Here is a 24,591-nt window from a genome sequence, read left to right on the forward strand (position 1 = left end):
TGGTATCGGTATTGAGAACATTATCGAAAGTGGGAGCATTGCGCTACCCTGGGGTTCGTGACCTCCAGCCGAAGCGACCTCGTGCTCCATCCCGTACGTCTCAGGATCGTGCTGGAGTGCTCGTCGAACGATGTCACCGCGCGAGAGCTCGCAGACCGCATGCCGGACGTGCCCCAGGCGACGCTCTACCGGCACATCTCGGCACTCGCCGATGCCGGGGTGCTCCGGGTGGTGTCGGAACGCCGGATCCGCGGCGGCGTCGAGCGCACCTTCCGGGTCGCGGACGGGGCGGCCGGCCTCGACTCGGGCGACGCGGCGGCGATGTCGGCGGACGAGCATCGCGAAGGGTTCGCCGTGTTCGCGGGCGCGCTGATCAGCGCCTTCTCGCGCTACCTCGATCTGCCGGACGCGCGGCCGTCCGAAGACCCCGTGGGCTATCGCCAGGTCGCGCTGTGGCTCAGCGAGGATGAGCTGCGCGCGATGGTGGCGGCACTGAGCGGCGCTCTGCAGCCGTTCCTCGGCAACGAGCCGACCCCGGACCGTCGGCGCGTGCTCTTCTCCACGGTGCTCATGCCGGATGCGGGCGCCGAGGCATCCGCCTGACCGGCGCCCGGCGCCGGTGATCTCATCTCGCTCCGATGGCCGCGGCTATCGTCGAGTGGTGACCAGCACGTACCCCGCCACCATCGCGGCAGGCGTCGAGCGCGAGCTGGTCGTGCGCAAGTCGCGATTCATCGCCCGCGTCGAGCCGGTCGCGTCGGTCGAGGAGGCGGATGCCGCCATCGCGGCTGTCCGGAAGCGCTACTGGGATGCGCGCCACAACTGCACGGCGATGGTCACGGGGCTCCGCGGCGACCAGGCGCGCTCGTCGGATGACGGCGAGCCGTCGGGCACCGCGGGGATCCCGATGCTCGAGGTGCTCCGCCGCCGCGACCTCACGGACGTCGTCGCCGTCGTCACCCGCTACTTCGGCGGGGTGAAGCTCGGCGCCGGCGGGCTGGTGCGCGCCTACTCCACCGCGGTGTCGGACGCCCTCGACGAGGCGCGGCTGGTGCGCCGCCGCGAGCTCACGCAGGTGCGCCTCGACGTCCCCCACGCCGACGCCGGCCGCTTCGAGAACCTGCTGCGCGACTGGGTGCAGCGCTCCGGCGCGACGCTCGGCGAGACGACCTACGGGGCGCACGCGACGCTCGAGGTCTGGGCACCGGCCGACGCCGTGCCGCGGCTGCGCGACGAGATCGCGTCGGCTTCCGGGGGAACGCTCGCGCCCGCTGTGGGCGGCACGCGGATCGTCGACGTCGCGGACTAGCGTTGGCCTGTGGATGTGCACGACCCCCGGGGCCTCGCGTCGGAGGCTCCGCTCCTGGCGGGCTGGATCGATTTCGTCGCCGGTGTCGACACCGGTGAGCTGACGCCGTTCACGATTCCCGGGCACAAGCACCGGGCCGACCTGGTCGGCGACGTGGTGCGCGGCGACGTGCCGCTGTTCGCGGGTCTCGACTCGATGAAGCAGGCAGGCGGGCGACTGCGAGATGCCGAACGCCGCGCCGCGCGGGCGTGGGGCGTGGACTGGTGCCGGCTGTCGGTCGGCGGCGCCACGCACGCCAATCAGGCGGCGGTGCTCGCCCTCGGCGCGCCCGGCCAGCCCGTCGTCGTGTCGCGGACGCTGCATCGGTCGGTGCTTCTCGGCCTCGTCCACGCGGGGCTCGACCCGGTGTGGGTGAGGCCCGAGATCGATCCGGCGACGGGGCTCCCCGGCGGCGTGCCTCCCGAGGCGGTGGCCGCCGCGCTCGCGAACCACCCGGATGCCTGCGGGGTGCTGATCGGCGATCCCTCCTACATCGGAACGCGATCCGACACCGCCGCGATCGCCGAGGTCGCGCATTCCGCCGGCGTTCCTCTCGTCGTCGACGCCGCGTGGGCGGCCGTGTTCGGCTTCTCGACCCGCGTCCCTTCTCATGCACTCGATCTCGGCGCGGACATTCTCGTGACGAGCGCGCACAAGACGCTCCCCGCGTGGAGTCAGGGCGCGATCATCGCCGCGCGGACCAGTCGCGACGGCGGCCTGGTCGACCCGGATCGTCTGGAGCGGGCGTTCGAGGCGGGGAACACCACGAGCCCCGCCGGTGCGATCCTGGCGAGCATCGACGCGTCGCGCGCGCTGCTGGAGCGCGACGGCGAGGAGCTCGTCGGCGGGCTCGTGGACCTGGTGGCGCATGCCCGGCAGACACTGTCGGCCGTGCCCGGCATCCGCATCCTCGAGACGAATGACGCGTTCGAGGTCGACCCGACCAAACTCGTGGTCCTGTTGGCAGGAACGGGTGCGCACGGCCACGAGGTCGAAGCCGACCTGCTGGCGGACGGCATCGCGCTCGAGATGGCGGACCGCGATCTTCTGGTGCCGATCGTCACGTTGGCCGACGACGCCGGCACCGTGGACCGCCTGCTCGACGCGCTGGCGCGGTCGATCGAGCGGCGGCGCGGCGCTCCGCGCGCTCAGCACGGGTCCGCGGCGTGGTCCGTCGAGCCGCAGACGGCGGCCTCCCCGCGCACGGCGTTCTTCGCCGAGGCCGAGACCGTCGCCGCCGCCGACGCGGTCGGCCGTGTCAGCGCCGAACTCATCGCCCCGTATCCGCCGGGGGTGCCGGTCATCGCTCCGGGCGAGCGGGTCACCGCGGCGGCGCTGCGGGTCCTCGGCGACACCCTCGCCGACGGCGGGCGGATCGCCTACGCGGCCGACCCGAGTCTGCGCACGATCCAGGTGCTGACCGACCGTTCGTGAGCACCGCTCGCCGGCGGGCATCCGATGGCGGAGCGGCCCTTGGTCCCTATCCGGTTCCGTCTCACGGGTGCTAGACCGGAGGACAGGCGGCCGAGCACGATCGGCCGCCGCCGGACGCGAGGAGGCTGACGGTGGGACGGTTGCTGGTCGTCGGCGGGCTGAACATGGACATCCACCTGTTCGGCGTGCGGGAGTCTGCCACGCAGGCGACGCTGGTGGCCGAGAGCCACCTCGCCGAACCCGGCGGCAAGGCCGGCAACGTCTCGCGCGCCGCCGCACGGATGGGCGTCGAAGCGACACTCGTCGCGCGGGTCGGCACGGACGACTTCGGCGAGCACTGCATCGAAGCCGCGGCCGGGGACGGCGTCGACGTCTCGGGGGTGATCCGGACTCCGCACCACAACACGGGATTCGTGGCGATCGATCTGCAGGAGGGAAAGCACCGCTCGCTGGTCTTCTCCCCGGGTGCGAACGATCGCCTGACGTGGGCGGATGTCGCTCCGCACGTCGCGAAGCTGACGCCGGACGACATCGTGGCGGCTCAGGCGGAACTGCCTCCCGACACCCTGAGCGCGCTAGCCGCGGAGCTGACCGCGCGCGGGGTTCCGCTGTTCCTCGACCCAGCTCCGCCCGAGCGCGTCCGGCGGGACCAGCTGCTCTCGGCCGACGCGATCACCCCGGATCTCGAAGAGGCGGCTCGCCTGACCGGCCGGCGGGATTCGTCCGTGCTGTGGACCGAGGCCGCTGCGCGTGAACTGCGGGCCGCCGGCGCGCGGCGCGTCATCCTCAAGAGGTCCGAGCACGGCGCGGTGCTCCTGGACGACGACGGACTGCGGGAGATCCCGACGGCGCGCGTGAAGGCCGTCGACGAGACGGGCGCAGGCGACGTCTTTCTCGCCGCCCTCGCGGTCAGCCGCCTCGACGGTCGCGACTGGGTGGATTCGGTGCGGTTCGCCAACGCCGCCGCCGCCCTGTCGGTCAGCCGCATCGGGCTCGGCCTGCCCGACAGGGAGGAAGTGGATGCGCTGGTGCGCCGGCTGCCCGAGCCGCGGCTCCGGGGCTCCTGATCCGCTCGCCGGCAGGTCAGGGCCGGGCGTCCGCGCCGCTGCTGATCCTGGGTGTTGGCGCAGATCCGAGCCCATCGCGCCGTTCCCGGCGTAGCCTGGAGCCATGAGCCATCAGCGTCGTGTGCTCGACCCTCGCCTCGTGGTGGGGGCCTCGGTGGCCGCAGCATCACTCGCGGTCGCGGCTGTCGTCGTGGCGCCGATGGCTGCGAGCGGCGCGGTCGATCTGCCCGACAAGACCGTCGAGGAGCTGATCGCGTTCGCACAGGCGAGCGATGTCGATGCGTTCAGCGGCACGATCGAGCAGACGTCCGATCTGGGCCTGCCAGACCTCGGCGCGCTCACCGCACCCATGGGAGAAGCGGGCGACGAATCGGGCGCGGCCGATGTCGATGACCTGATCGCCCTCGTCACCGGCTCCCACACCGCGAAGATCTACGTCGACGGCGATCTGGCGCGCCTGCAGGTGCTCGACCAGCTCGCCGAGCGCAACGTCTACGTCGACGGCGCCGCGAAGGAGGTCTGGTTCGTCGACAGCGAGTCGCAGACCGCGACCACGTTCACGTTCCCCGCAGACGCCCCGAAGGGCACGGTCGACGAAGACGCTCTCGTGCAGACCCCCGACGACATGCTCGACACGGCGCTGGCCCGGCTCGACGAGACCACCGAGGTGACGGTCGGCACGGACGGCCGTGTCGCCGGGCGCGACGTGTACGAGCTCATCCTCGAGCCCCGCACGACCGACACTCTCGTGGGCGAGGTGCGCTTCGCGATCGACGGAGAGAACGGAGCTGGGCTGGCGATGTCCATCACCGCCCGTGGTGCAGAGGCCCCGGCCTTCGAGTTCGCGTTCACCGACGTGGACTTCTCGGCCCCGGATCCCGCCGTGTTCGCCTTCGAACCCGGCGCAGACATGACCATCGCCGAGAAGGAGATCGCGGCGCCGGATGGCGCAGCGCACGATCAGGACGAGATGTCTCCGGATGCCGCCCCCGTGGTCATCGGCGAGGGTTGGTCGACGGTCGTCGAAATGCCCGCGTCCACGGGCGAGGGAGACGCGCTGTCGTCCCTCGCCCCGGAGCAGATGGCGATGTTCGAGAGCCTGACGGCGGAGGTCGAGGGCGGATGGGCGTTGCAGACATCCCTGGTCAGCGTGCTCGTGACCGACGACGGTCGGATCCTGGCCGGGGCCGTGCCGACGTCGGTCCTCGTCGAAGCCGCCCAGTCCGGCCGCTGACGGACCATCCGTGACGGACTCCCCTGCCGCGCACCCGCCCGCCGACGCGGCGCCCGCGATCCAGACGAGCGGTCTCACGAAGAGATTCGGGGCGCAGACCGCCGTCGACGCCGTCGACCTCACCGTGCCCCGCGGCGCCGTCTACGGCTTTCTGGGCCCGAACGGCTCGGGCAAGACGACGACGATCCGGATGCTGCTCGGGCTGCTGCGCGCGACCGGCGGCGAAGCGAGCGTGCTCGGGTCGCCGATGCCGCGTTCGCTCGACACGGTGCTTCCCCGTGTGGGTGCGCTCGTCGAGGGACCGGCGTTCTCGCCGTTCCTGACCGGAGCGCAGAATCTGCACCGCTTCGACGCGGCAGCCCGGCACTCCGACGCGCGCACACGGAAGGCGCGGGTCGCCGCCGCACTGGAGCGCGTGGGTCTCGAACACGCCGCAAGGAAGAAGGCGCACGCCTACTCGCTGGGCATGAAGCAGCGTCTCGGCCTCGCGAACGCGCTGCTGATGCCGCGCGACCTGCTCGTGCTCGACGAGCCCACGAACGGCCTCGACCCGCAGGGCACCCGCGAGGTCCGCTCGCTCATCCGCTCGTTCGCCGCCGATGGCACGACGGTGTTCGTCTCGAGCCACCTGCTCGCCGAGATCGAGCAGCTGTGCACCCATGTCGGTGTGATGAACGGCGGCAGGCTCGTCGCCCAGGGGACGCTCGACGAGTTCCGTCGCGCCGGCGAACCCGCTCGCGTCCGCATCCGCACCCCCGACCTCGAGACCGCACGGGACGTGCTCGCCGGGATGGGAGTTGGCGTCACCGCGCAGGCTGCATCCGCCGATCGCGAGCTGATCACCGGGGTGCTGCCCGCCGCTCTCCCGCCGGAGGAGCTGGTGGCGGCTCTGGTCACGGCAGGCGCGCGGGTGCGGGGCTTCGAGGTCGTCGGCGAGAGCCTCGAGCAGCGCTTCGTGGAGCTGACCGGGGAGGGCTTCGATGTCGTCGCCTGACGTCGCGACGGCGGCCCAGGGCACCGGATGGGGGACGCTCCAGCTGCTGGGCAACGAGCTGGCCACGCAGTTCCGGCGGCCGCGCACGTGGGCGATGCTTGCGGCTCTCGCGCTGATCCCGATCCTGATGGGTGTCGCGATCCGGATCGTCGGCGGGTCGAGCCCGGGCCGCGGGCCCGCGTTCCTCGATCAGGTGACGAACAACGGCTTCTTCCTCGCTCTGGCGGCGCTGACCGTCGCGATCCCGCTGTTCCTCCCGCTGACCGTGAGCGTCGCCGCGGGCGACGCGATCGCCGGCGAGGCGAGCCACGGGACGCTCCGCTATCTGCTGATCGCCCCCGCAGGCAGAGCCCGCCTGCTCGCGGTGAAGTTCTCCGCCGCGATCGCGTTCTGCGTCGCGGCGACGCTCATCGTGGTCGTGGCGGGCACCGTCATCGGGTGGGTCCTCTTCGGGTTCGGCCCGGTCACCCTCCTCTCAGGTGCGCAGGTGCCCGTCGGGGACGGTCTGCTGCGGCTGCTCGCCGTCGCCGCGTACGTGTCGGTGTCGATGGTCGGGCTGTCGGCGATCGGGCTGTTCCTCTCGACGCTCACGACCGTGCCGATCGGCGCGATGGCGGCGACGGCCATTCTCTCGGTCACCGCGCAGATCATCGGAGCGATCCCCCAGCTCGAGGCCGTGCATCCGTGGCTCTTCACGGATCAGTGGCTGGGTTTCGGCGATCTGCTGCGGTCTCCGATCGTGTGGGACTCGTTCGCGGGCAACGCCCTGCTGCAGGCGGGCTACGTCCTCGTGTTCGGCGCCGCGGCGATCGCGCGCTTCACCACGAAGGACATCCTGTCGTAGGCCCACCCACGCGGAGGAGTGATCACATGCCCGAGTTCACCGCAGACCCTGCGCGCCGCACTCGCTACAGGAACTTCACGTTCCGCATCCGGTGGGAGGGTCGCGAGGTCGCCGGCTTCAGCAACGTGTCCGCACTGCGACGCACGACCGAGGTCGTCGAGCATCGCGAGGACGCAGAGAAGGCGATGACCGGCACGTCACCCGGCCGGAGCTCGTACGAGGCGATCACGCTCGAGCGCGGGATCACACACGATCCCGAGTTCGAGAAGTGGGCGGCGCATGCGTCCCGGGCCGCCGTCCGCAAGGACCTCCTTGTCGATGTGCATGACGAGGCGGGCCAGAAGGTGCTGACCTATCAGGTCTTCCGCTGCTGGGTGTCCGAGTGCCAAGCTCTGCCCGAACTCGATGCGTCCGGCAACGCCGTGGCGATCGAGCGGATCCGGCTCGAGAACGAGGGCTGGGAACGGCGCAAGGCCGCGGCCGAGCCATCGGAGCCCGTCATCTAGCCGAGGCGACCATAGGCTGGGTCCACCGGGGATTCCCGCGTCGCGCATAGCGATCCTGACGATGTGGGCGACCGCTGGCAGAATTGCCCGAACGCGCCACATTCTCGAAGAAGGGGAGGTCGTCTTGTCCTCGGACTTCCCGCCTCCACGCGTCCCACAGCCACCGCCGCCTCAGTTCCGCGAGCCTCCTCGACCGCACGGGCAACAGCCTCCTCCGCAGGTTCGACAGCCTCCTCCGCCGCAGGCATGGCAACGCGTGCAGTCACCTCCTCCTCAAGCTCCCCCGAGCAACGCATCAACATCGCAAGGAGTCACTGCTCAGCCGATCCCTGAGGGCAGCAAGAGCTACATCGTGACGCTCCTGCTTTCCTACTTTCTGGGGTTCTTCGGCGCCGATCGGTTCTACCTCGGCAAGACGCAGTCGGCCCTCGTGAAGCTGTTCACCTTGGGAGGATTCGGCTACTGGTGGCTCATCGACCTGCTCATCACGCTGTTCGGTGGGCAGCACGACGCTACGGGTCTGCGACTGAGCGGCTACGACCGCTACAAGAAGACGGTGTGGATCGTGCTGGGCGCGGTCTACGGCGGCGCACTTGCGCTCGGACTCGTCGCCACAGCGGCCTACGCGTCCTTCGACAGTTCTGGCCCGACCACATTCGGCTGGGCGCTGATAGCCATCATCGTCGCGGGCATCATCGCGGCAGGAGCGATCTGGTACTTGCGCCGGCGCGTTCGCGCACGGCCGGCGAAAGCGAAGCGCGGTTCGGATCCCGTCCCTCCACGCGTCCGTGTCTTGCTCGAGAGGCTCACGGAGGTCCGCACCATGTACGTAGCGCACGCCGCCTCCGGCACCGACGCTGCCGCCACGATTGTCCGGCAGATGGATGCGCTCAGCGCAGACACCGGGGAGCTGTTCAGTCGGCTCGCAGCCAAGGCCGATCGGGCGCAACGAGCCCGCGCTGAGCTCGAGTACGAGGACAAGCTCGGCAAGATCGTCGGTGCGCTCGACCGCGGCTACCTGCTGGATGTCCTCGCCAACCCCCGGCTATGGGACGAACCGGATCAGCGCATCCGCAACATGCAGGCGGCGATCGACGCTGTCGATGCGCAGGTGCTCGACAACGTGCGCCAGGTGAACGCTCACAAGGGCATCGTGTTCACGGTCGCGATCGACGGGCTCATCGGACCTCGGAAGGCTATGGACGATTGGCAGCGCGATTTCGACCGAGCCGCGGGCAACGGCGAGAGTCCGCCGCGTCGCTAGCCCCAGGTCTGCCCGTCCCACCAGCGCTGGCGACCTGAGCCGTCTTCGTACAGACCCGCCGGCGCAGTCACTCCCGCCGTTGCGCGAGCCGGCACCATGTAGTGCTCCGTCCACTGCGAGCCGTCCCACCATCGGCCCCCGCGACCCGACCCGTCGTCGTACCAGCCCGCTTGCGCGAGCTGCAAGGACGCACCCGCGAGCGCGGGATCGGAATCGAGAGCGATGTTGAGCTGATCCGAGAACTGTTGGGGCGTCAGGGAAGCCAATTGCTGCTGCCACGCAAGCAACTCGTTCCCGGCGTCCTCGATTCGGGCTGCTGACAAGAGGCGCCACTGCTGCTCGCTGATCGCCTTGGCAAGCAGCATCGCGCGGACCCGCTCCTGCCACTCGGCGCTACTCATCGTGATCTGCGGCAGACCGACCGCAACCTCGACATCACGTGGCGCAATCCCCGGTGCGTTGTCGGACGTCGCGACAGGCGGCGCAGCGACAAGAGCTTGAGACGTCTGGAAGTGCGCTGTCCACTCGAATCCGTCCCACCAACGCTGACGACCGAAACCATCGTCGTACCAGCCGGCGGGCGCAGGAGCGTGGTGTGGGTCCGCTTGAAAGTGGTCGGTCCACTTCTGGCCATCCCACCAGCGCTGGCGCCCTGCGCCGGCGTCATACCAACCTGGGGGAGCATCGGTGGCCTCCGCCGGCTGCACTGTTGACGTCTGGGCCTCCTCCTCGCGACGCCGAGCCTTCCTGTCTTGGACAGCTCCGACAGCCGCGACCGCCCCAAGCGTCAGCCCAACGAGCGCAAGTCCGGCGAGAATGCTCCCGAGACCGGTTTCATCGTCATTCGAGTCACCGTCGTCATCCACGTACTCGTCCAGCGCCGAGTACTCATCCGCGTCGTCGATCTCGTGCAGCTCGACATGCCCGACGAGACGATTCTCTTCGTCACGAAGCGTGCCGCGATACGCTCCCGTCGTATCCCGCGAAACGTCGAGATGGGTCCCGTCAGGGATCTCTGCCCTGAACCTCTTCTCAGTGGCCATCAACAGTGACCCGAGACCTGGCGCGAACGTGGCAGGAACATGCCGCCACTCTACGCATGCGTTCCGACCTCTCGGTCACGTCGCCGCTACCACGTCGCCCCGCCTGCCAACCGGGTGGCCAGTGAAGTCTCGACGAAGCCGAGGGAGAGCTTCTGTGCGCCACGCTGCCAAGACCAGCGGAAGCACACGGCTCGAGGCCCCTCGCCCTCATTCCCCCATCTTTGGCGTCCGCCCCGGCCGCCGAGCCCAGGTCCAGCAGACGATGCAAGGCGAAGACCTCCGGCATCATGCTGCGCGGAGGTCTTCGCCGAACCCACCCTTTCGGAACCCGAGGGGAGAACGTCGCTAGGTGTACTGACCTCGACCGTTGTTGACTCGGTCGATGGGGATGCCTCTGATGCCGAGGTGGGTTCTGTCTAGGTTGTAGTAGTCGAGCCAGGCGGGCAAGGCTGCGGTGCGGTCGGCGTTCGAGGTCCAGGGCTGCGAGTACGCCCATTCGGTCGCGAGGGTGCGGTTCAGGCGCTCCACCTTCCCGTTCGTCCAGGGGCAGTGCGGCTTGATGAACTTCTGTGTGATGCCGTGGGTGTCGATCACGGCTCGGAACACGTTCGAGTGCCGGTAGGCGAACGCGTTGTCGCTGATGACCCGTTCGACGCTCACGCCGAGGGTCGCGTAGAACGCGATCGCACGTTCCAGGAATCCCGCCGCGGTTGCGCCCTTCTCGTCGTCATGAACTTCGGCGTAGGCGACGCGGGAGTGGTCATCGATCGCGGTGTGGACGTAGTCGTAGCCCAGACCTCGGTGGCGGTTCGGGCGTTCCCCGCGGCCGTGGAGCCGCCATCCGCCGCCCTCAGGGATGCGGCCGAGCTTCTTCACGTCGACGTGGATCAGCGACCCGGGATGGTCGTGCTCATACCTCTCAGCGGACCGGCGGGTCGCGCGGATGATCGTCCCGGTCACCGGGTCCAGCTCCCGCAGCAACGGGGTTCGGTGACGGCGCAGCACCCGTCCGACCGTGGAAGCATGCATGCCGAGCCTGCCGGCGATGAACACCGGCCCGCGACGTGTGAGGTGCCGCATGATCCGCACCCGCGTCTCCGCACACGGAGCAGTCCGGAGCGGATGGGTGTGAGCGATGCTGGAACGGTCGACCAGACCCGTAGGTCCGTACTCCCGGTATCGGCGCCACCACCGCCACGCGGTCGTGCGGGAGACACCCATCTCCGCCGCTACGTGCGCGACCGCGCGCCCCGACTGGATGCGCTGAACAAGGATCAACCTGCCGGCAGGCGCCAGCCGGGCATTACCGTGGGACACGAGAGGCCCGTGTGAACGAGCAGGGGAACTAGACAGCTCCAACTCGACCCCGGAGGCCTCTCCTACGTCAACAACGATCCGGGTCAGTACAGCTAGGGGCGACCGCCTCCGCCCATCATCTGGTTGGTCAGGGCGGTGATCTGCTCGCCGTTGACGACGACGGTGCCTCCGGTGAGGGTGCCCGTGCCGTCGAAGTCGAACGCCGACTGCGCCGTGACGTCGATCGTGCCACCGGTGATCGTGAGGTCGCCGTTGCTGTCGAACGCGTCGGTGTCGCCCGAGCCCATCACGACGGTGATCTCGCCGCCGTTGACCGTGATGCTCAAGCCGCTCGTCACGATGGCGGATGCGGCGGCGTTGAGGCCGTCGTCGGAGGCGTTGACGGTGATGACGCCGCCGTCGATCACGACCACCGGCGCTTCGATGCCCTCCACCGAGGAGACGATGTCGATCGTGCCTCCCGTGATCGTCACTTGCTGCTCGGCCTTGACCGCGTCGTCACCCGTGGTGATCGTGATGTCCCCACCCGAGATGACGAGTTGGCCCTCGCCGGCGTCGGTGTCGTTGCTGGACTTGATGCCGTCGCCGGCCGCGTCGATCGTGATCGTGCCGCCGCTGATGGTCAGCGAGTCCTTGCCGCGGATGCCGTCGTCTGCACTCGTCACCGTGATCGTGCCCGATTCGATCGACACGTCGTCCTTGCCGACGATCCCGTCGGCGAACTCGGCGGTGACGTTGAGCGTTCCGGTGCCGGTGATGATCAGATCGTCGGCGGAGTAGATGGCGCCGTCGATCTCCTCATCGCTGCGGGTGGAGGCGTCGGAGACGGTGTTGGTCGTGCCATCGGCGAGTTCGATCACGGTCGTCTCGGCGCTGTCGACCCGGATGGCAGCTCCGTCGGCGCTGTCGATGGTCACGCCGCCCAGGATGATGCGCACATCCTCGTCGGTGTCGACGACGATCTGACCCGTCGTCGAGCCGCTGAGGACATAGGTGCCCGCCTCGGTGATGGTGAGCCCGTCATCGGTGAGCTCGACCTCCGTCGTCGGCAGCCCGCTCCAGTCGATGTCGCCGCTGATGGCGCTCGTTTCGGCGGTGGTCGTCGAGGCCGACGCGGAACTGGACGGCGTTGCAGAGGTGTCCGCACTCGAGTCCGCGAGTGTCGTGGCGCAGCCGGTGAAGAGCAGCGCCGAGGTGAGCAGGGCGGCAGCGGTGAGGGTGAGTCGTCTCATGGTCGGTCCTTGGGTCGGATTCTCGTGGGGTGACTCCCACTCGACCATCCGCCTCTATGCGATTCCTATGCGCCTCCTATGCCGCAACCGAGCTGTGCCACGCGGAGTGGGCGGCCCGTGTGCACCGAACATTGCGGGGAGAATGGGGGACGATCGCACATGAGGAGGGCGGTGCATGATGGCCGGGCCGAATGGTCGAACCGTGCTCGTCACCGGCGCCGGAAGCGCTGACGGGATCGGGTTCGCGAGCGCTCGCCTCGTGGGGGCAGCTGGACGAAACGTCGTCGTCACCTCCACGACGGACCGCATCTTCGAGCGAGCCGAGCAGCTTCGCGCCGACGGCATCGCGGCCGTCGGCATCGTCGCCGACCTCACCAGCGCCGAAGGGGTGGATGCCGTGATCTCGGGCGCCCATCGCGAATTCGGCGATATCCACGTGCTCGTGAACAATGCCGGCATGACCTCGGTCACCGACCCCGACCACCCGGCGCCCATCGGCGAGCTCTCCCTCGAGCAGTGGCGCGCGTCCCTGGACCGGAACCTCACCACAGCGTTCCGAATGGTCCGTGCCGTGCTTCCGCAGATGCACGCGGCGCGGTTCGGCCGCATCGTGAACGTCTCCTCCGTCTCAGGACCGGTCGCGGCGTACCCCGGAGACGTTGCGTATCACGCGGCGAAGGCCGGGCTGGTCGGGTTCACGCGCGCGCTCGCGATCGACACCGCCGCGGCCGGCATCACAGTCAACGCGTCGCACCCGGCTGGATCGACACGGGGTCCGCCTCCGACCACGAGCGCGAAATGGGGCGTTCTACGCCTGTCGGACGACCAGGCACTCCGCAAGAAGTCGCACACGCGATCGCCTTTCTCGCTGCGGAGGCGGCCTCGTACATCACCGGCCAGGTCATCGTGGTGGACGGCGCCAACACGATCGCCGAGGAGCGGGGCCTACGATCGGAGCGGACATGACGGACACCTACCCGCACGCGGCGCCGCTATTCGGACCCACACGCGAAAACCCCCGTTTTACCGGGGGTTTTTCTGCGGAGACAGAGGGATTTGAACTCTGAAGGTTCGACATTTCCGACATTTCGTCGGTCACGCTCCCGCGTGATTCCGCGGAATCACTGCTTTCCACGCTGTGCTCAGTGACGCCCGTTTGCGGTCGATTCTTCCCAAACGGTTCCCACGTCGGTCAAGGCTTTGACCGCGCGAGCACGACGCCCGTTTGCCGAGGCTACCGATCCTGCTCAGTCTTTCAGATGAGCTCGGAGCGCGGCCGCGAGCGGCGGCAGATGCGACTCGACAACGTCGCGCACGGTTTCGGTGTCGACGCCGAAGTGCTGGTGCACGAGGATGTTGCGGAAGCCGCGGATCTGCATCCACGGGATCTCCGTATGCGCGTCGGCGATCTCAGCAGGCAGGTGCACGACCGCCTCGCCGATGATCTGCAGGTTGCGTTCTACAGCATCCTCGGCCATGTCCACCAGATCGGGATCCGGGCTGGTGAGCGAGGACATGTAGCGGCTGCATCGACCGATCGCCTAGAGAATGTCCGCGACCCGCTGCTCCGGGGTTCGCGTCACAGGGCCACCGCATCGACGAGAGCGGACTCCGAGACCGGGCGCTTCAGCAGTTGCACTGGAAAGATGTCGATGTCGTCCCGCCCGTACAGCGCACGGGTCTCCTCCATCAGCCCGCTCGCGCGCATGAGGAGGTTCCCGTCGGCAGGGTCCATCTCGACCAGGATGTCGATATCGCTGCCCTCTACCGCGTCCCCGCGCGCGACCGAGCCGAACAGCCGCGGGTTCCGCGCCCCATACTTGACGAGCAACAGGTCGAGCTCCGTGCGGCGCGCGTCGAGCACCTCGCGCAACGCGACGCTCGACAAGCTGCTCCCGCTCATGCACTCAGGGTAGCGGCGCATCCATTCATGTGTGACAACAGTCCTGGCGCGAACGCGTAGTGGGCGAGCCGCGACCGGGGATGCTGAGCGCCATATCGGGAGGTGGTGGGGGATGCTTGGATGTTCGCTGGTCCTTCGCACCCGAGCAGCTCGACTGCTGTCAGAGGAGGCGGTCGCGTTCGACACTCCCGGATGTCTCAGCCACTCGCCGACCAAGGCGCCCAAGCGCTGCGATCCCGCCTGCCGCACCCGCAACGGCACTTGGCAGCCACCTGACTCCGTCGCCTGGCAGAGCCGCCACAGCGATGACGAGGAGAACGCTGCAGATCCCTATGCCGATCGCGGCAGCGTACCAGCGAGAACGTGCAACCCAAGTCGGCATCGTGTCCAGGATGTAGCCGTCGTGGACATCACCGTCGGCGCGAGCGCTTGGGGGATGATCCGACGCCGCCCAATCGGCGATCTCCTCGGCTTGACGTCGGAGCAGTCGGCGAGGACCAAAGCTCGAAGGCAAGCCGATCGTGTCACCAGAACGCAACGTAACCTCGAGTTGAGCGGGGTATGGATTCCCGCGAATCCAAAGAAGGCTATGTAGGCGCGGATCGAAGAAGTCGACCACCTGCACGCCGGCGATTCTGGCGCGACCGACGAAGATGTCATCTCGCCAGAGCCAACCGAAGGCGGCCAACCTGTCGGCTTCCATCACCATGCGCATCCGGAGGCTTCCGATGGCGAGCCAGAGAGCAGCGACGACCGCCGCCCCGCCGACGGCCGCGAACACCGGGGCAAACCACCACGGAACCTGGAACGCGATGCCAACCGCGATCCAAACCACCAGACACCAGTAGGCCAAGCCCAGAGGCATCCAGACAGTCCGGACCAGGCGCTGAGAACGCACGACGACCCGGCTCACTCCGCCCTCTCTGCGCTGGCAGTGAACACCACCCGCGCGTGGCACTCCGGCGACGGGACACCGGTCGGCGCGCGCCGTTCGCAGCCACAACACGACAAGCCTAGACCCCACGGAGGCTCGCCGCCTCCCAGTCGCGACGACGGTACGACGAGTGGGACCGAGAGAGCGGACCCCTCCGTCTCCAACTCTTCCCAAACTCTTCCCAAACGGCCGCTGGAACAGCAAGAACCGCGGAATCACGCGGGAGGGCTCACGATTGGGAAGAGCGATCCCTCCGTCTTTGAAATCTCAAACGGCCAGATCAGCGTGAGTTTCCGTCATCGAGCGTGACGGAGCAAAGCTCAGAAATGTCGGAAAGGGCTTTCTGCGGAGACGGAGGGATTTGAAATCGCGCCGACCGCAACCGAGACGGGCCGAAACCGCATGATTCCGCGGGTTCTGACGTCGCGGACGTGCTCCTCGATCAGGTGAGCCGGGTTCGATTCGTGGCAGAAACGTGGCGGGTGTTCGGCGCGAAATCAGGTGGCTGCACCCGCCCTTCAGTCATGCGATCTGGAGACTACGCGGACGCAGCTTCGACCATCATCTCAACGGCTTCGATCATGCCGTATCGGTCGCGCAACGTGTCCAGGATCTCCTCGACGGTGAGTGCTGAACCGTAACGGCCGGAACGACTCGCGATCTCCTGCACCGCGGCGAGCGCGTGCCTTGGGTTGAGTGCGACGGTGTTTTTCGCGAACTCCGTGGCGCTGAGCAGTTGGATGCCTGGCGGAATCTTGCCTGTGGGGAAGTCCTTGAGGTTCTCCGTGACGATCGCTCCAGCTCCCGCGATGACGGCCGCAGCGACCACATGCTCGTCGTCGGGATCGGGAAGCCCGAACGTGCCCTCCAACGGCTCCCAGCCTTCGACCTCCGCGTCGGCGAACTCGCGGCGCATCGCGGCGATGAGGGTCGCTGCACGGCCAGCAGCCTTGGTCACGGGCATCCCCCGTTTCACGAGCTTGGCCTCCTCGTGAAACTCGAGCTCGTCGAGGATCGCCGAACTCCAGGTCGGTCGGTACGCGCCCTCGATCGCGAGGGAAAGGAGAAAGTCACGTTGCAGGCTCGGCCACAGCACGCTGGTGTCGAGGGTCGCCGTGAACACGACCCCATCCTGTCAGGCTGCGAAGTCAGAGCCTGGCGGCTCGCCTCGCCTCGCCGCGACCGCCTTCCGCGCCGCCTTGAGGTCCTCGAGCGTCTGCTCGATGTTGTCTTCGTCGACGGAGTCGCGCGTGGCGGCGAGCATGTCGTACTGACGCTCCCGCCGGCGCTCTCGGTACTCGAGCAGATCCGCGAGGAGAACGCGTCGGTGCGTTCCCGCCTTCTCGAACGGGATCTCACCCTCGTCGAGGAGCTTCACAATGGTCGGGCGGCTCACGTTCAGGAGATCCGCTGCCTGCTGGGTGGTGAGCCGTGTTGTCTGGGGTACAACTGACACGGCGAGCCCGCTTTGCATTGCGTCCACGATCTTGCGGAGTGCGAGGTAGACCTCTTCCGGAAGCTCCACCTGGTCGCCTGGACGCGCCCCGGCAAGGAAGTACCTTGGTTCGGGAAGAGCCCGGCCGGCGGCCTCATGGGCGGTGAGGAAGTCAAGCACAGGGGCAAGCTCGACTCCCCTGCTGGGAAGGTACGTCTCTTCAACAACGGCAGCGCGAGACACGGAAATCACCTCAATACACGTAAACGCAGGAGGTTGCGTTTGTTGCGATTACGTTAGCACGCGTCCCCGACAGGTCAATAGGAGCGTGCTGGGGCAACGATCAGATGCCTCGTAAGGACACCCCAAGCCGTGCGAGCACGTAGCTCCACGGGAGGCGCTCCTGCTCGAGGCGTATGTTCCCCTCCGCGCTCAGCGACTGGAGAGTCGCGCGCTCATCAGGCGTGAGCAGCTCGAACACGCCGACGTTCGGATCCGGATCGATCCCCCACAGATCACGGTGATCGAACAGAGTATCCATATCCATCAATGCCGACGTTGCGTCCACTCCCCTGGCTCGAAGTCGGTTGAGAATGGCGAATCCGTGCGAATCGAGATCGCCCCAGTAGGTGACCGTCTGCGCCCACGGGAGGCGGGCGACGAGATCGACGCGGTGACCGCCACCGTGCACTGCTACAGCTCGGGGCACCTCCGGCATCGCGAGCAGGGTGGCGAGGTTCTCGAACACGAACACGCGCTCGGGTCGGATCGTGCTTGCCGCAAGGTCGTCGACGGGCGCCGACACATCGGAGAGCCCCTGGAACGAGAGCGACGGATCGAGAGCACGGATCCGTATGAGCGGTGACGGCTCGCGAAGGCCCAGTCCAGGCGCTCCGGTTCCCGCCCGATGCAACGCCTCGACGAGTCCGCGGCGAGATTCGATCCACTTGGTGTGGATGCCGCGGATCGGCAGTTCCCGCACCAGGTGGCCCGATTCCGGGTTCTCGCGCAACCAGGCCAGCACATGGACGAGCCTGTCGAAATCGGCGCCATCGAGATCGGCGATCGCGCGGGCATTGGCGCGGAGCACACTGCTGGCGTCGGAACCGGCCAGGCCTCTCAACTCGGCAAGTCGCGCCACCAGAAGTCGCCAGCCATCCGTCTCGCCCGCCGCTCGAGCAATCGAATCCGAACCGCGCAGCACCGCGCGAACGGGGACTTCCTGAGACCCGATGCGTGACCAATGACGGACGACCCACTCGAGCTCGATACCCGAATCCTCGCTCACGCCGCGCCATGCGTCGGCCCACTGTCGAACCCGATCGAGATCGTCCAGCGCCTCCCGCTCCGTTGGCGGGCGTAGCGGAACGTAGAGCACGACATCGGTCTGCTGCTCGGCGGCCCAAGTGCGTGCATCTCGGTCGAAGAGTTTCTTCGCCCGCGCGCGCAGGTCAGACGGTGTGACAAGCGTGCTCACGCGCGCGACTCCGCGTGCGGCGGGGCGGCGACCTCAGGTTCATCGACCGAGAACACCACGTTCGCCAGCCGTGACCCGTCGCGGTCGGGGTTCGACACCGACGTGATCGCGCCCACGTACGGTTCGAGCGTCTGCAGCAGCTTCTGCGGTGTCGCGAGGATCATGTGGAATCCGAACTCTCGGAACACCTCCATCGCGTTACGCGTGTATCGGCTGTCAGCCTTGTCGAACGCCTCGTCGAGCACGATCGAACCGAACCGCGGAACCTCGTCCTCCTCTTCGGTCAGCTGGTATCGCAGCGCCGCGGCGAGACAGAAGATGACAAGCTTCTGCCGCTGACCGCCCGACAGCCCCTCGGCCGAGTCATACACCCGCAAGACCCGCCCAGTGACGTCCTTCTCCCGCGCGAGGAAGCTCACATGCAGCCTCGTGTCGAGCACTCGGTTGCGCCAGTCCATGTCGACGCGGTCCTTGGATCCAAGTCGACCGATCACGCGCTGCAACACGGCGAATCGCTGCTCCGCACCGGCGGCCGACTCGTCGGCCCAGTTGCCTTCCACGATGCGGCGGAGGTCGGTGAGGAACTCGTCGACCTCCGGGGTGCGCGTCGTCTTCACATCGATCTCGAGGAAGCGGTCCGCTCCCTCGAACGGGGACCGCCCCAGGGATGCGTTGACAGGGAGGATTCGCTCGCGGATGAGACCCGGGGCGTCGCGGAGGTCGCTGAGCAAGTGTGCAACGACGTCCTGCGATCGTTCCCGAAGCAGCTTGCGGAACTCGGTCTCCTTCTCGGGCAGGCCGCGGGCGAGGATGCCCTCCCGCAGTTCCCGGTAGCCGTAGCGGTCGCGGATGTCAGCAGCCAGCTCGGCGGATGCAGCGGACCACTCGAGCCGGAACTCAGCGGCACGCCCGGCGAAGCTGGCCTCAGCATCCGCTGCGCGGCTGGCCGCGGCGTCCTTCTCCTTCGAGAGTGCCGACTGCACCTTTCGCGCGACTTCGTCCACCGTCTCCAGACTCACGGAGCGTCGATCGGCTCGGAACCGGCCTTCGAGGGCGTCGGCGATCCGCTCCTCGACCGGTGCATATGGGGTGGCCTCGAGTTCGGCGACCTGCGCCGCGATGCTCTCGACGTGATTGTGGGCGACAGCGTGGGCTCCGAGCGCCCGTGCGTGCTTCGCGTTCGTTTCGTCCAGTCGCTGGGTCGCTCGCTCCGCGGCCTCCTGTGCTTCACGGAGGGTCCCCGACTCGCTGGTGAGCACCCGGAGTTCGTCGCGCCGGGCAGCAGTGACCGCCGTCGCGGATGCGAGATCCACCTGGTTCCACGTGAATGTCGATACGCGGGTGAAGACGTCGCGCCGAGTGACAGCGTCCTGATGAAGCGAGTCCGCATCCGACTCGCGGGCAGCGGTCTTGTCCTTCGCGAGTTCCGCTTCGCGGCAACGGTCCAGCAGCGCTTCAAGCCGCGCTTGGGTGTCACCGCCGAGCATCCACCGGGTGGCATCGCCGACATCGTGACGGTCGTCCTTCTCGTACCTGCGTGAGTTGCGCTTGACGAGGCCGCCGATCGTGACGCCACGGTCGACGCCATCGAGCTCGTCGGGGTGTGAAACGCAGGCGTAATCGAACTCGGTGGCGATGCGCTTTCGGACATAGGACGCGAAGGGCCCGTCGCTCACCACGAGGCGATGAACAAGCGAGCGGGAATCCTTGGGGCGACGCGGCTCCTCGACCGAGTGCGGGACCGCTTCGATGACGAGCCGGACACCGAGTGTCCGCGACTCGGCCGCCCGACGCACGGCGACAAGGTGTTCGTCCCGCACGAGGAGCGTCGGCGCAAACGGGGCCATCACTCGCTCTACCGCGCCGCGCCAGGCGGAGTGCTGCTCTGCCACCGAGATCAGCTCGCCTGCAAAGGGGAATGTCGATGCCGGCACACCGACGGCGTCCGCGAGGAATCGCCGGGCGCTCAGAAGCCTCTCATCGAGGTTGCTCCGGTGGTCTCTCAGCGCCTGAATCTGCCTTGTGACTTCATCCAGCGCCTTGCGCGCCTGACTCGCGGCGTCACGCACCTCATACGACACAGCGGGGATGTCGCGCGCAGCTTCGGTGACGGCCGCGGCAAGGAGCTCCGCGAACTGCTCGGGATCCTCGGGCATCGGCGCACCGATGCGCGCCAACTCAGCGGTCAGTTGGGCTCGATACTGCCCGGCGATGCCCTCGGCGTGCTGCGCACTTTCGATCCGCTCCTGCAAGAGCTCGACCCGCGCGCCGCCCTCATCCCGAACACGCGCCTTCGCGCTCTCCAGCGCCTCGGACGCCAGCCGCTGCTCTCGCTCGGCGTCGCGCAGCTCGCTCTCAGCACGCGCCAGCACGGCGCGCGCGGGAGCCGCGGCCTCCTTCGCGAGCCGAAGCTTGAGTCCCGCGGTGAAGGGTTCGACTGCTTCGTGCAGCTCAGAGATCGCCGCCATCGCGGCGACGGCCAGGTCGAACGCGGTGATCGCCTCATCGACCTTGCGGAGCGCATCAGACTGCTTCCGCAGGTCGACCACGTGCTTGTGGGCGGCATCGAGCTCCGTGAATTGATCGACTGCGGTCTCGGCTCGCGCGAAGGTTCCCGGCTGGTCGAGCATGAACCCGCGGAACAACGCGTCGAGGGTGCCGAGGTTCTTCGCTGATTGAGTCTTGTGGAGAAGCTGAAGTGTCGCGTCTCCACGGAAGCCGAACTGACGGATGACGCGCTCGTGAAAGCGTCCGTGCCTCCCGCCGGTGGTGATCAGCGCGTCGGGAAAGGCCTTTGACATGCGGCGCGCGTCGATTCCGCCTTCGACGTGGGGCTTCACCTCGAGAAGCCCCACGTGACCGCGGGCGAAGATCCGTGCGTCCTTCAACGCGGTCGGTTCGGTGCGCGTGCCGGGTGCGTGGAATACCCGCAGCAGGACGACTGGTTCGTCGCGAAGGTTCTCGTAGCGCAACAGGATGCCGCTCCAGGTTGCCTTCGAGCGCAGGTAGGTCGTGGTGGCCCGATCGGCAGTCTCGTCAGCTTCCTTGCTCCATGCCCCACGCACGTAGCTCATCAGCGTCCGATCGCTCTGCCGGGAAGCGCCGTCCTGAGCTGCCGCGTTGAGGCGCAACCACCTATCGGGGGTGAGGACGGCGGCGATCGCGTCGAGTAGCGACGACTTGCCCGATCCGGATGCGCCGGTGAACAGGTGGCCGACACGCGCGACGTCCACGGCGACGTGGCCGGCAAACGTGCCCCAGTTGACGAGTTCGATCTGGGCAAGGCGCCACTGGCCGGGCCCGGTCGGATTGACCTCCGGCTCGTCGGTGGGGAAGCTCAGCATCGTCATTCTGTGTCGTCCTCGGCATCCGTCGCCGGCGCGGCGAGTTCCCCTTGGCCTTCGCGGGCGATTCGCTGGTACTCGGCGGTGATCGCGCGGATCTGGTCGGCGTCGACGAGCAGTCGGAGCACCGGCGAGATCTCGGCGCGGTCGTCACCAACGGCGTGCAGCACGCGGAGCTTGTTCTGCATCTTGTTCCACGACGAGTTGACGCGGCTCGCGAAGTCCTTCTCATCGCGATCCGGGGTGCGGAACACGGCGAGCTGCTCGAACACCTCGGTCTGCCCGACGATCACCCGCCCGCGGCCCTCCTCGCTCAGCAATGTCTGGCGCAAGACGAGCAGCATTGCGGTGTCGAGGAATGTCAAGGCTTCAGATCGCACCGCCTTCGGGGCTTCGTCGGAGGGAGCGTTGCGGACGAAGGCGAACTCGTTGTCGCGATCGATGACCAGTTCGAGAAACAGGTCGGCGAGCCGCGAGCGGATGACAGTCTCGTCGGCGAGCAGCACCGCCCACAGCTGTGCCTCGCGGACTCCGGAGAGATACGGGCCGCGCACCAGACGCAGCAAGACCCGCCGCGTGCGATCGGGGAGTTCGCCGGCGTCGCCGCGCCAGAGGCCTGTGCGCTCGTCGGGGGCGACATCCGCTGTGGTCGGTTCGGTCATGCCACCGCTCCTGTGAATCGGTGCGCGGCCACAATCGCCGCACGCGCAACTCCGTCGGCGCCCTGCCAAGCGAGGACCTCGGGCTCATCGTCAACGGTGCCCTGCTCGGCAGCGATCGAGAGAAGTCCGATCACGCTGCCGACCCCCTGCGTCGCGGGGTATCGAGCAAGGACATCTGCGACGGTGCACGAGGGCACCTCGGCGAGCAGGTCGTTGACGTTCCGGGTGAGTTCGTCGAAGTCGATCTCGGTCTCGCGAGCGATCGCCCGCAGCTCCTCGAGGCTCGCGAGGGATGCCGTCTGCGTGACGATCTCTTCGGTGGCGGCGAATTCGGCGGGGTCGTGAAGGTCGATCCCCCCGACGCTCGACAGCGCGACGGCCGAGAGATCCAGCGTGAGAGACGTCGGATACCACGGACGCGTGTGTGCGGCGGCTTCCACCCCCGCGTGCTGAGCCTCCCGCAGAAGAGTTCTCAGCACCCGGTCGCGCTGGTAGTCCTGCGACTGCACGTAGCGACGGAGCGCCCGGGCGAACAATGTGATGACGTCGTGGATCTCCGCGCTTCGTCCCTTGAGGGTGGTGAGGAAGGAGCGCAGTGCCCGGCGCTCATCCGATGTGAGGTCACGAGCGAATCCGCGGTCGAGGATGCGGCGGATGTCGCCCTCGAACGCGGCGCCGAGTGCAGGGTCGAGCACGAGCTGTGAAAAGGCAGCGAAGCTGCGGCCTGCGTCCGAGTCGGAGATGTGGTCGATACCGCGGAAGACTTCGTCGACGACCGACGCCTGCGAGACATCGGATTCCACGATCTTCGCCCTCAGCGACGCATTCAGCGTCTCGAACTCGGCACGCACTCGAGCGAAGTCGTCCGGCACGTCCGCCGCCTGCGCCAGCACATCACGAACGCGTTCGATCGCGCGGTCTTCATCGATCGCGGTCTCGTCACCGGAACGCAGGCTCTCGATCCGCCGCTCGATCGCGTCGATCTCTTCCTCGAGCAGCGCTATGCGCGCTGACACGTCAGGATCGGTGTCGATCGCGAGGCGGCGGACTTGCGCGGCGAGGCTGGCAAGCCGAGACTCGGTCACACTCGAACGCGGGGCGGCGCGACCCTGCAGGAATCGGATGCCGGCGATCGCGTCCGGCGAGAGCTCGAGCGTCTCACCCCGCGCTTCCGATGACGGCCGACGCACCAGGAAACCGGCCGTTCGCCACTCGCCGCAGTACCCCTTCGCAGTCAGCGGCAAGATCAGCCCCTGAGCGCGGAGCCTCTCGAGGTCGGCATCGATCCGCTCGTACAGCTCCTCAGCGTCGACTCGGCGCTCGTCTCCGCCCAGGTGGGTGCCGAGAAGACCGGCGACCACGGGTGCACTGTCGGCTCGAAGCAGCTTCCACGCCGCATCGCGCTCCGCAAGCTGGGCGAGCTCGAGAACCTGGGCGACGGCGGGCACGCGTCCATTCTGAAGGAACACACCGACATCCGTTGACGCAGCGGCGGCGGATAGCTCGGACTGAGTCACCCGATGAGGTAGACCATCCCGCGACCGTCTGTCGCGAGCGCCTCGACGAACTCCTGTGCCCGCGTGAGGTAGTCGAGGACGTAGCGAAGCTCGTCATCATCGTCGGCGCCATGCCGGCTGCGCCAAGTGCGCGCCCACGATCGCACCTGGTCCTCGTCGATCGCACAGAGACCATCCCGAATCGCCGGCACCTCCTCCGGAAGGATCGTCCTCACCCACGGGTCCCAACCCATGTCGTGCATCGTCACGTTCCCCTCGAACATCCGGTAGCAGGAGCCGGCGTCGGGAACATCGGTCGTCGGACACGTGAGGGACTGCAGGGCGGACCATGCCTTGTCGAGATAGAGCATGTCGCGCTTCGGCGAGATCTGCTCGAACGTCGCGATACTCACGCTCGCGTGCGGCTCCAGGCCCCACGCGTCAGCGAGCGGATCGCTGGAGAGGAGGCTGTGCGGGTCATCGACCGCCTGCTGAGCAAGGTCGGCATCGAAGGCATATGCGTAGTATCGGATTCCCATGCGGCCAGCATCCCGACGAGGACGTCGCTCTGATCGCGACATCCGACGGGCTGGGGACGGCGCGCCCGAATCCGCCGTTGTGGAGGAACGGAGGTCGCAGTGGAGGAGTTCGCAGGCCCCTGGAGACCCAGGGATACGCGCTCCCGCCCTCCCTGGCGGACACGCGGAATCTTCACCCCACGATGACTTCAAACGAGCAGGTTGATGAGCGGGCGATCGCGAACACGAGCGGATCGCTCAGCGCCGAACGCTTCGCAAACGTGGCAGAAATGGCGGATTTCGTGGCAGACGTGAAATGAAAAGCCTTTGATCTGGGGTTTTTCTGCGGAGACGGAGGGATTTGAACTCTGAAGGTTCGACATTTCCGACATTTCGTCGGCCACGCTTCCGCATGATTCCGCGGAATCACTGCTTTCTATAATGTGCTCAGTGACGCTCGTTTGCGGTCGATTCTTCCCAGACGCTTCCCACGCGGCAGAGCCGTTCGGGCGAGTGATCTCGGGGATCTGCGGTCAGGC

The 24,591-nt window shown here is 67.8% G+C and carries 23 protein-coding genes and 1 pseudogene; 10 read left to right on the forward strand and 14 right to left on the reverse strand.

Features of this window, described 5'->3' with window-relative positions:
* The first annotated feature begins 57 nt into the window (after positions 1 to 57).
* From HD594_RS00170 to HD594_RS00210, 9 genes are all read left to right on the forward strand, one after another.
* Positions 58 to 603: a helix-turn-helix domain-containing protein gene (locus HD594_RS00170; protein WP_184749017.1), complete on the forward strand. Its 546-nt coding sequence runs from the start codon at positions 58 to 60 to the stop codon at positions 601 to 603.
* 58 nt (positions 604 to 661) lie between these two features.
* Positions 662 to 1,309, forward strand: a complete 648-nt coding sequence (locus HD594_RS00175) for an IMPACT family protein (RefSeq protein WP_271171251.1) — start codon at positions 662 to 664, stop codon at positions 1,307 to 1,309.
* Positions 1,310 to 1,318: 9 nt separating this feature from the next.
* Positions 1,319 to 2,782, forward strand: coding sequence for an aminotransferase class I/II-fold pyridoxal phosphate-dependent enzyme (locus tag HD594_RS00180; protein ID WP_221446514.1), 1,464 nt, complete (start codon positions 1,319 to 1,321; stop codon positions 2,780 to 2,782).
* A 131-nt stretch (positions 2,783 to 2,913) separates the two neighbouring features.
* A complete protein-coding gene (locus HD594_RS00185) occupies positions 2,914 to 3,849 on the forward strand; it encodes a carbohydrate kinase family protein (RefSeq protein WP_184749019.1) in 936 nt (311 codons plus the stop codon).
* A 103-nt stretch (positions 3,850 to 3,952) separates the two neighbouring features.
* The gene (locus HD594_RS00190; RefSeq protein ID WP_184749020.1) at positions 3,953 to 5,083 is read left to right on the forward strand and encodes a LolA family protein; all 1,131 of its coding nucleotides are present in this window, start codon (positions 3,953 to 3,955) and stop codon (positions 5,081 to 5,083) included.
* Between the two features lie 10 nt (positions 5,084 to 5,093).
* Positions 5,094 to 6,077 (forward strand): ABC transporter ATP-binding protein, encoded by a 984-nt coding sequence (locus HD594_RS00195; protein ID WP_184749021.1) that lies wholly within the window; start codon positions 5,094 to 5,096, stop codon positions 6,075 to 6,077.
* Positions 6,064 to 6,921, forward strand: coding sequence for an ABC transporter permease (locus HD594_RS00200; RefSeq protein ID WP_184749022.1), 858 nt, complete (start codon positions 6,064 to 6,066; stop codon positions 6,919 to 6,921). Before HD594_RS00195 ends, HD594_RS00200 begins: the two co-directional genes overlap by 14 nt.
* Positions 6,922 to 6,947: 26 nt before the next feature.
* The gene (locus HD594_RS00205; RefSeq protein WP_184749023.1) at positions 6,948 to 7,427 is read left to right on the forward strand and encodes a phage tail protein; all 480 of its coding nucleotides are present in this window, start codon (positions 6,948 to 6,950) and stop codon (positions 7,425 to 7,427) included.
* Positions 7,428 to 7,488: 61 nt separating this feature from the next.
* Complete coding sequence (locus HD594_RS00210) at positions 7,489 to 8,691, forward strand: TM2 domain-containing protein (RefSeq protein WP_271171252.1); 1,203 nt, start codon at positions 7,489 to 7,491, stop codon at positions 8,689 to 8,691.
* Here the strand turns inward: HD594_RS00210 and HD594_RS17230 are convergent.
* The 3 genes from HD594_RS17230 to HD594_RS00230 form a co-directional block, all read right to left on the reverse strand.
* Complete coding sequence (locus HD594_RS17230; protein ID WP_246413779.1) at positions 8,688 to 9,734, reverse strand: DUF2510 domain-containing protein; 1,047 nt, start codon at positions 9,732 to 9,734, stop codon at positions 8,688 to 8,690. The genes HD594_RS00210 and HD594_RS17230 overlap by 4 nt on opposite strands.
* A gap of 345 nt (positions 9,735 to 10,079) precedes the next feature.
* Entirely contained in the window at positions 10,080 to 11,051 is a 972-nt protein-coding gene (locus tag HD594_RS00225; RefSeq protein ID WP_184749025.1) for an IS481 family transposase, read from the reverse strand.
* 92 nt (positions 11,052 to 11,143) lie between these two features.
* The gene (locus HD594_RS00230) at positions 11,144 to 12,283 is read right to left on the reverse strand and encodes a carbohydrate-binding domain-containing protein (RefSeq protein WP_184749026.1); all 1,140 of its coding nucleotides are present in this window, start codon (positions 12,281 to 12,283) and stop codon (positions 11,144 to 11,146) included.
* Positions 12,284 to 12,461: 178 nt separating this feature from the next.
* Here HD594_RS00230 and HD594_RS00235 point away from each other — a divergent pair.
* A pseudogene (locus HD594_RS00235) lies at positions 12,462 to 13,249 on the forward strand (SDR family NAD(P)-dependent oxidoreductase).
* Positions 13,250 to 13,530: 281 nt separating this feature from the next.
* Here the strand turns inward: HD594_RS00235 and HD594_RS00240 are convergent.
* The 11 genes from HD594_RS00240 to HD594_RS00290 form a co-directional block, all read right to left on the reverse strand.
* Complete coding sequence (locus tag HD594_RS00240) at positions 13,531 to 13,800, reverse strand: HepT-like ribonuclease domain-containing protein (protein ID WP_221446515.1); 270 nt, start codon at positions 13,798 to 13,800, stop codon at positions 13,531 to 13,533.
* A gap of 62 nt (positions 13,801 to 13,862) precedes the next feature.
* Positions 13,863 to 14,186: a nucleotidyltransferase family protein gene (locus tag HD594_RS00245; protein ID WP_184749027.1), complete on the reverse strand. Its 324-nt coding sequence runs from the start codon at positions 14,184 to 14,186 to the stop codon at positions 13,863 to 13,865.
* A gap of 160 nt (positions 14,187 to 14,346) precedes the next feature.
* Positions 14,347 to 15,189 (reverse strand): hypothetical protein, encoded by an 843-nt coding sequence (locus tag HD594_RS00250; protein WP_184749028.1) that lies wholly within the window; start codon positions 15,187 to 15,189, stop codon positions 14,347 to 14,349.
* A gap of 469 nt (positions 15,190 to 15,658) precedes the next feature.
* Positions 15,659 to 16,243, reverse strand: coding sequence for a PIN domain-containing protein (locus tag HD594_RS00255; RefSeq protein WP_184749029.1), 585 nt, complete (start codon positions 16,241 to 16,243; stop codon positions 15,659 to 15,661).
* A gap of 12 nt (positions 16,244 to 16,255) precedes the next feature.
* A complete protein-coding gene (locus HD594_RS00260; RefSeq protein ID WP_221446516.1) occupies positions 16,256 to 16,735 on the reverse strand; it encodes a helix-turn-helix domain-containing protein in 480 nt (159 codons plus the stop codon).
* A 163-nt stretch (positions 16,736 to 16,898) separates the two neighbouring features.
* A complete protein-coding gene (locus HD594_RS00265; RefSeq protein WP_184749031.1) occupies positions 16,899 to 18,032 on the reverse strand; it encodes a DUF3322 domain-containing protein in 1,134 nt (377 codons plus the stop codon).
* Positions 18,029 to 21,382 carry an ATP-binding protein gene (locus HD594_RS00270; protein ID WP_184749032.1) on the reverse strand — a complete coding sequence of 1,118 codons (3,354 nt, stop codon included), beginning with the start codon at positions 21,380 to 21,382 and terminating at the stop codon, positions 18,029 to 18,031. The genes HD594_RS00265 and HD594_RS00270 overlap by 4 nt, the downstream gene beginning before the upstream one ends.
* A complete protein-coding gene (locus HD594_RS00275; protein WP_184749033.1) occupies positions 21,379 to 22,038 on the reverse strand; it encodes a DUF4194 domain-containing protein in 660 nt (219 codons plus the stop codon). Before HD594_RS00275 ends, HD594_RS00270 begins: the two co-directional genes overlap by 4 nt.
* Positions 22,035 to 23,486 carry a DUF3375 domain-containing protein gene (locus tag HD594_RS00280; protein ID WP_184749034.1) on the reverse strand — a complete coding sequence of 484 codons (1,452 nt, stop codon included), beginning with the start codon at positions 23,484 to 23,486 and terminating at the stop codon, positions 22,035 to 22,037. Before HD594_RS00280 ends, HD594_RS00275 begins: the two co-directional genes overlap by 4 nt.
* Before the next feature lie 65 nt (positions 23,487 to 23,551).
* Complete coding sequence (locus HD594_RS00285) at positions 23,552 to 24,073, reverse strand: DUF1877 family protein (protein WP_184749035.1); 522 nt, start codon at positions 24,071 to 24,073, stop codon at positions 23,552 to 23,554.
* 188 nt (positions 24,074 to 24,261) lie between these two features.
* Entirely contained in the window at positions 24,262 to 24,456 is a 195-nt protein-coding gene (locus HD594_RS00290; protein ID WP_184749036.1) for a hypothetical protein, read from the reverse strand.
* Between the last annotated feature and the right edge of the window lie 135 nt (positions 24,457 to 24,591).

Source organism: Microbacterium thalassium (assembly GCF_014208045.1).
In the GTDB taxonomy this organism is placed as follows: domain Bacteria; phylum Actinomycetota; class Actinomycetes; order Actinomycetales; family Microbacteriaceae; genus Microbacterium; species Microbacterium thalassium.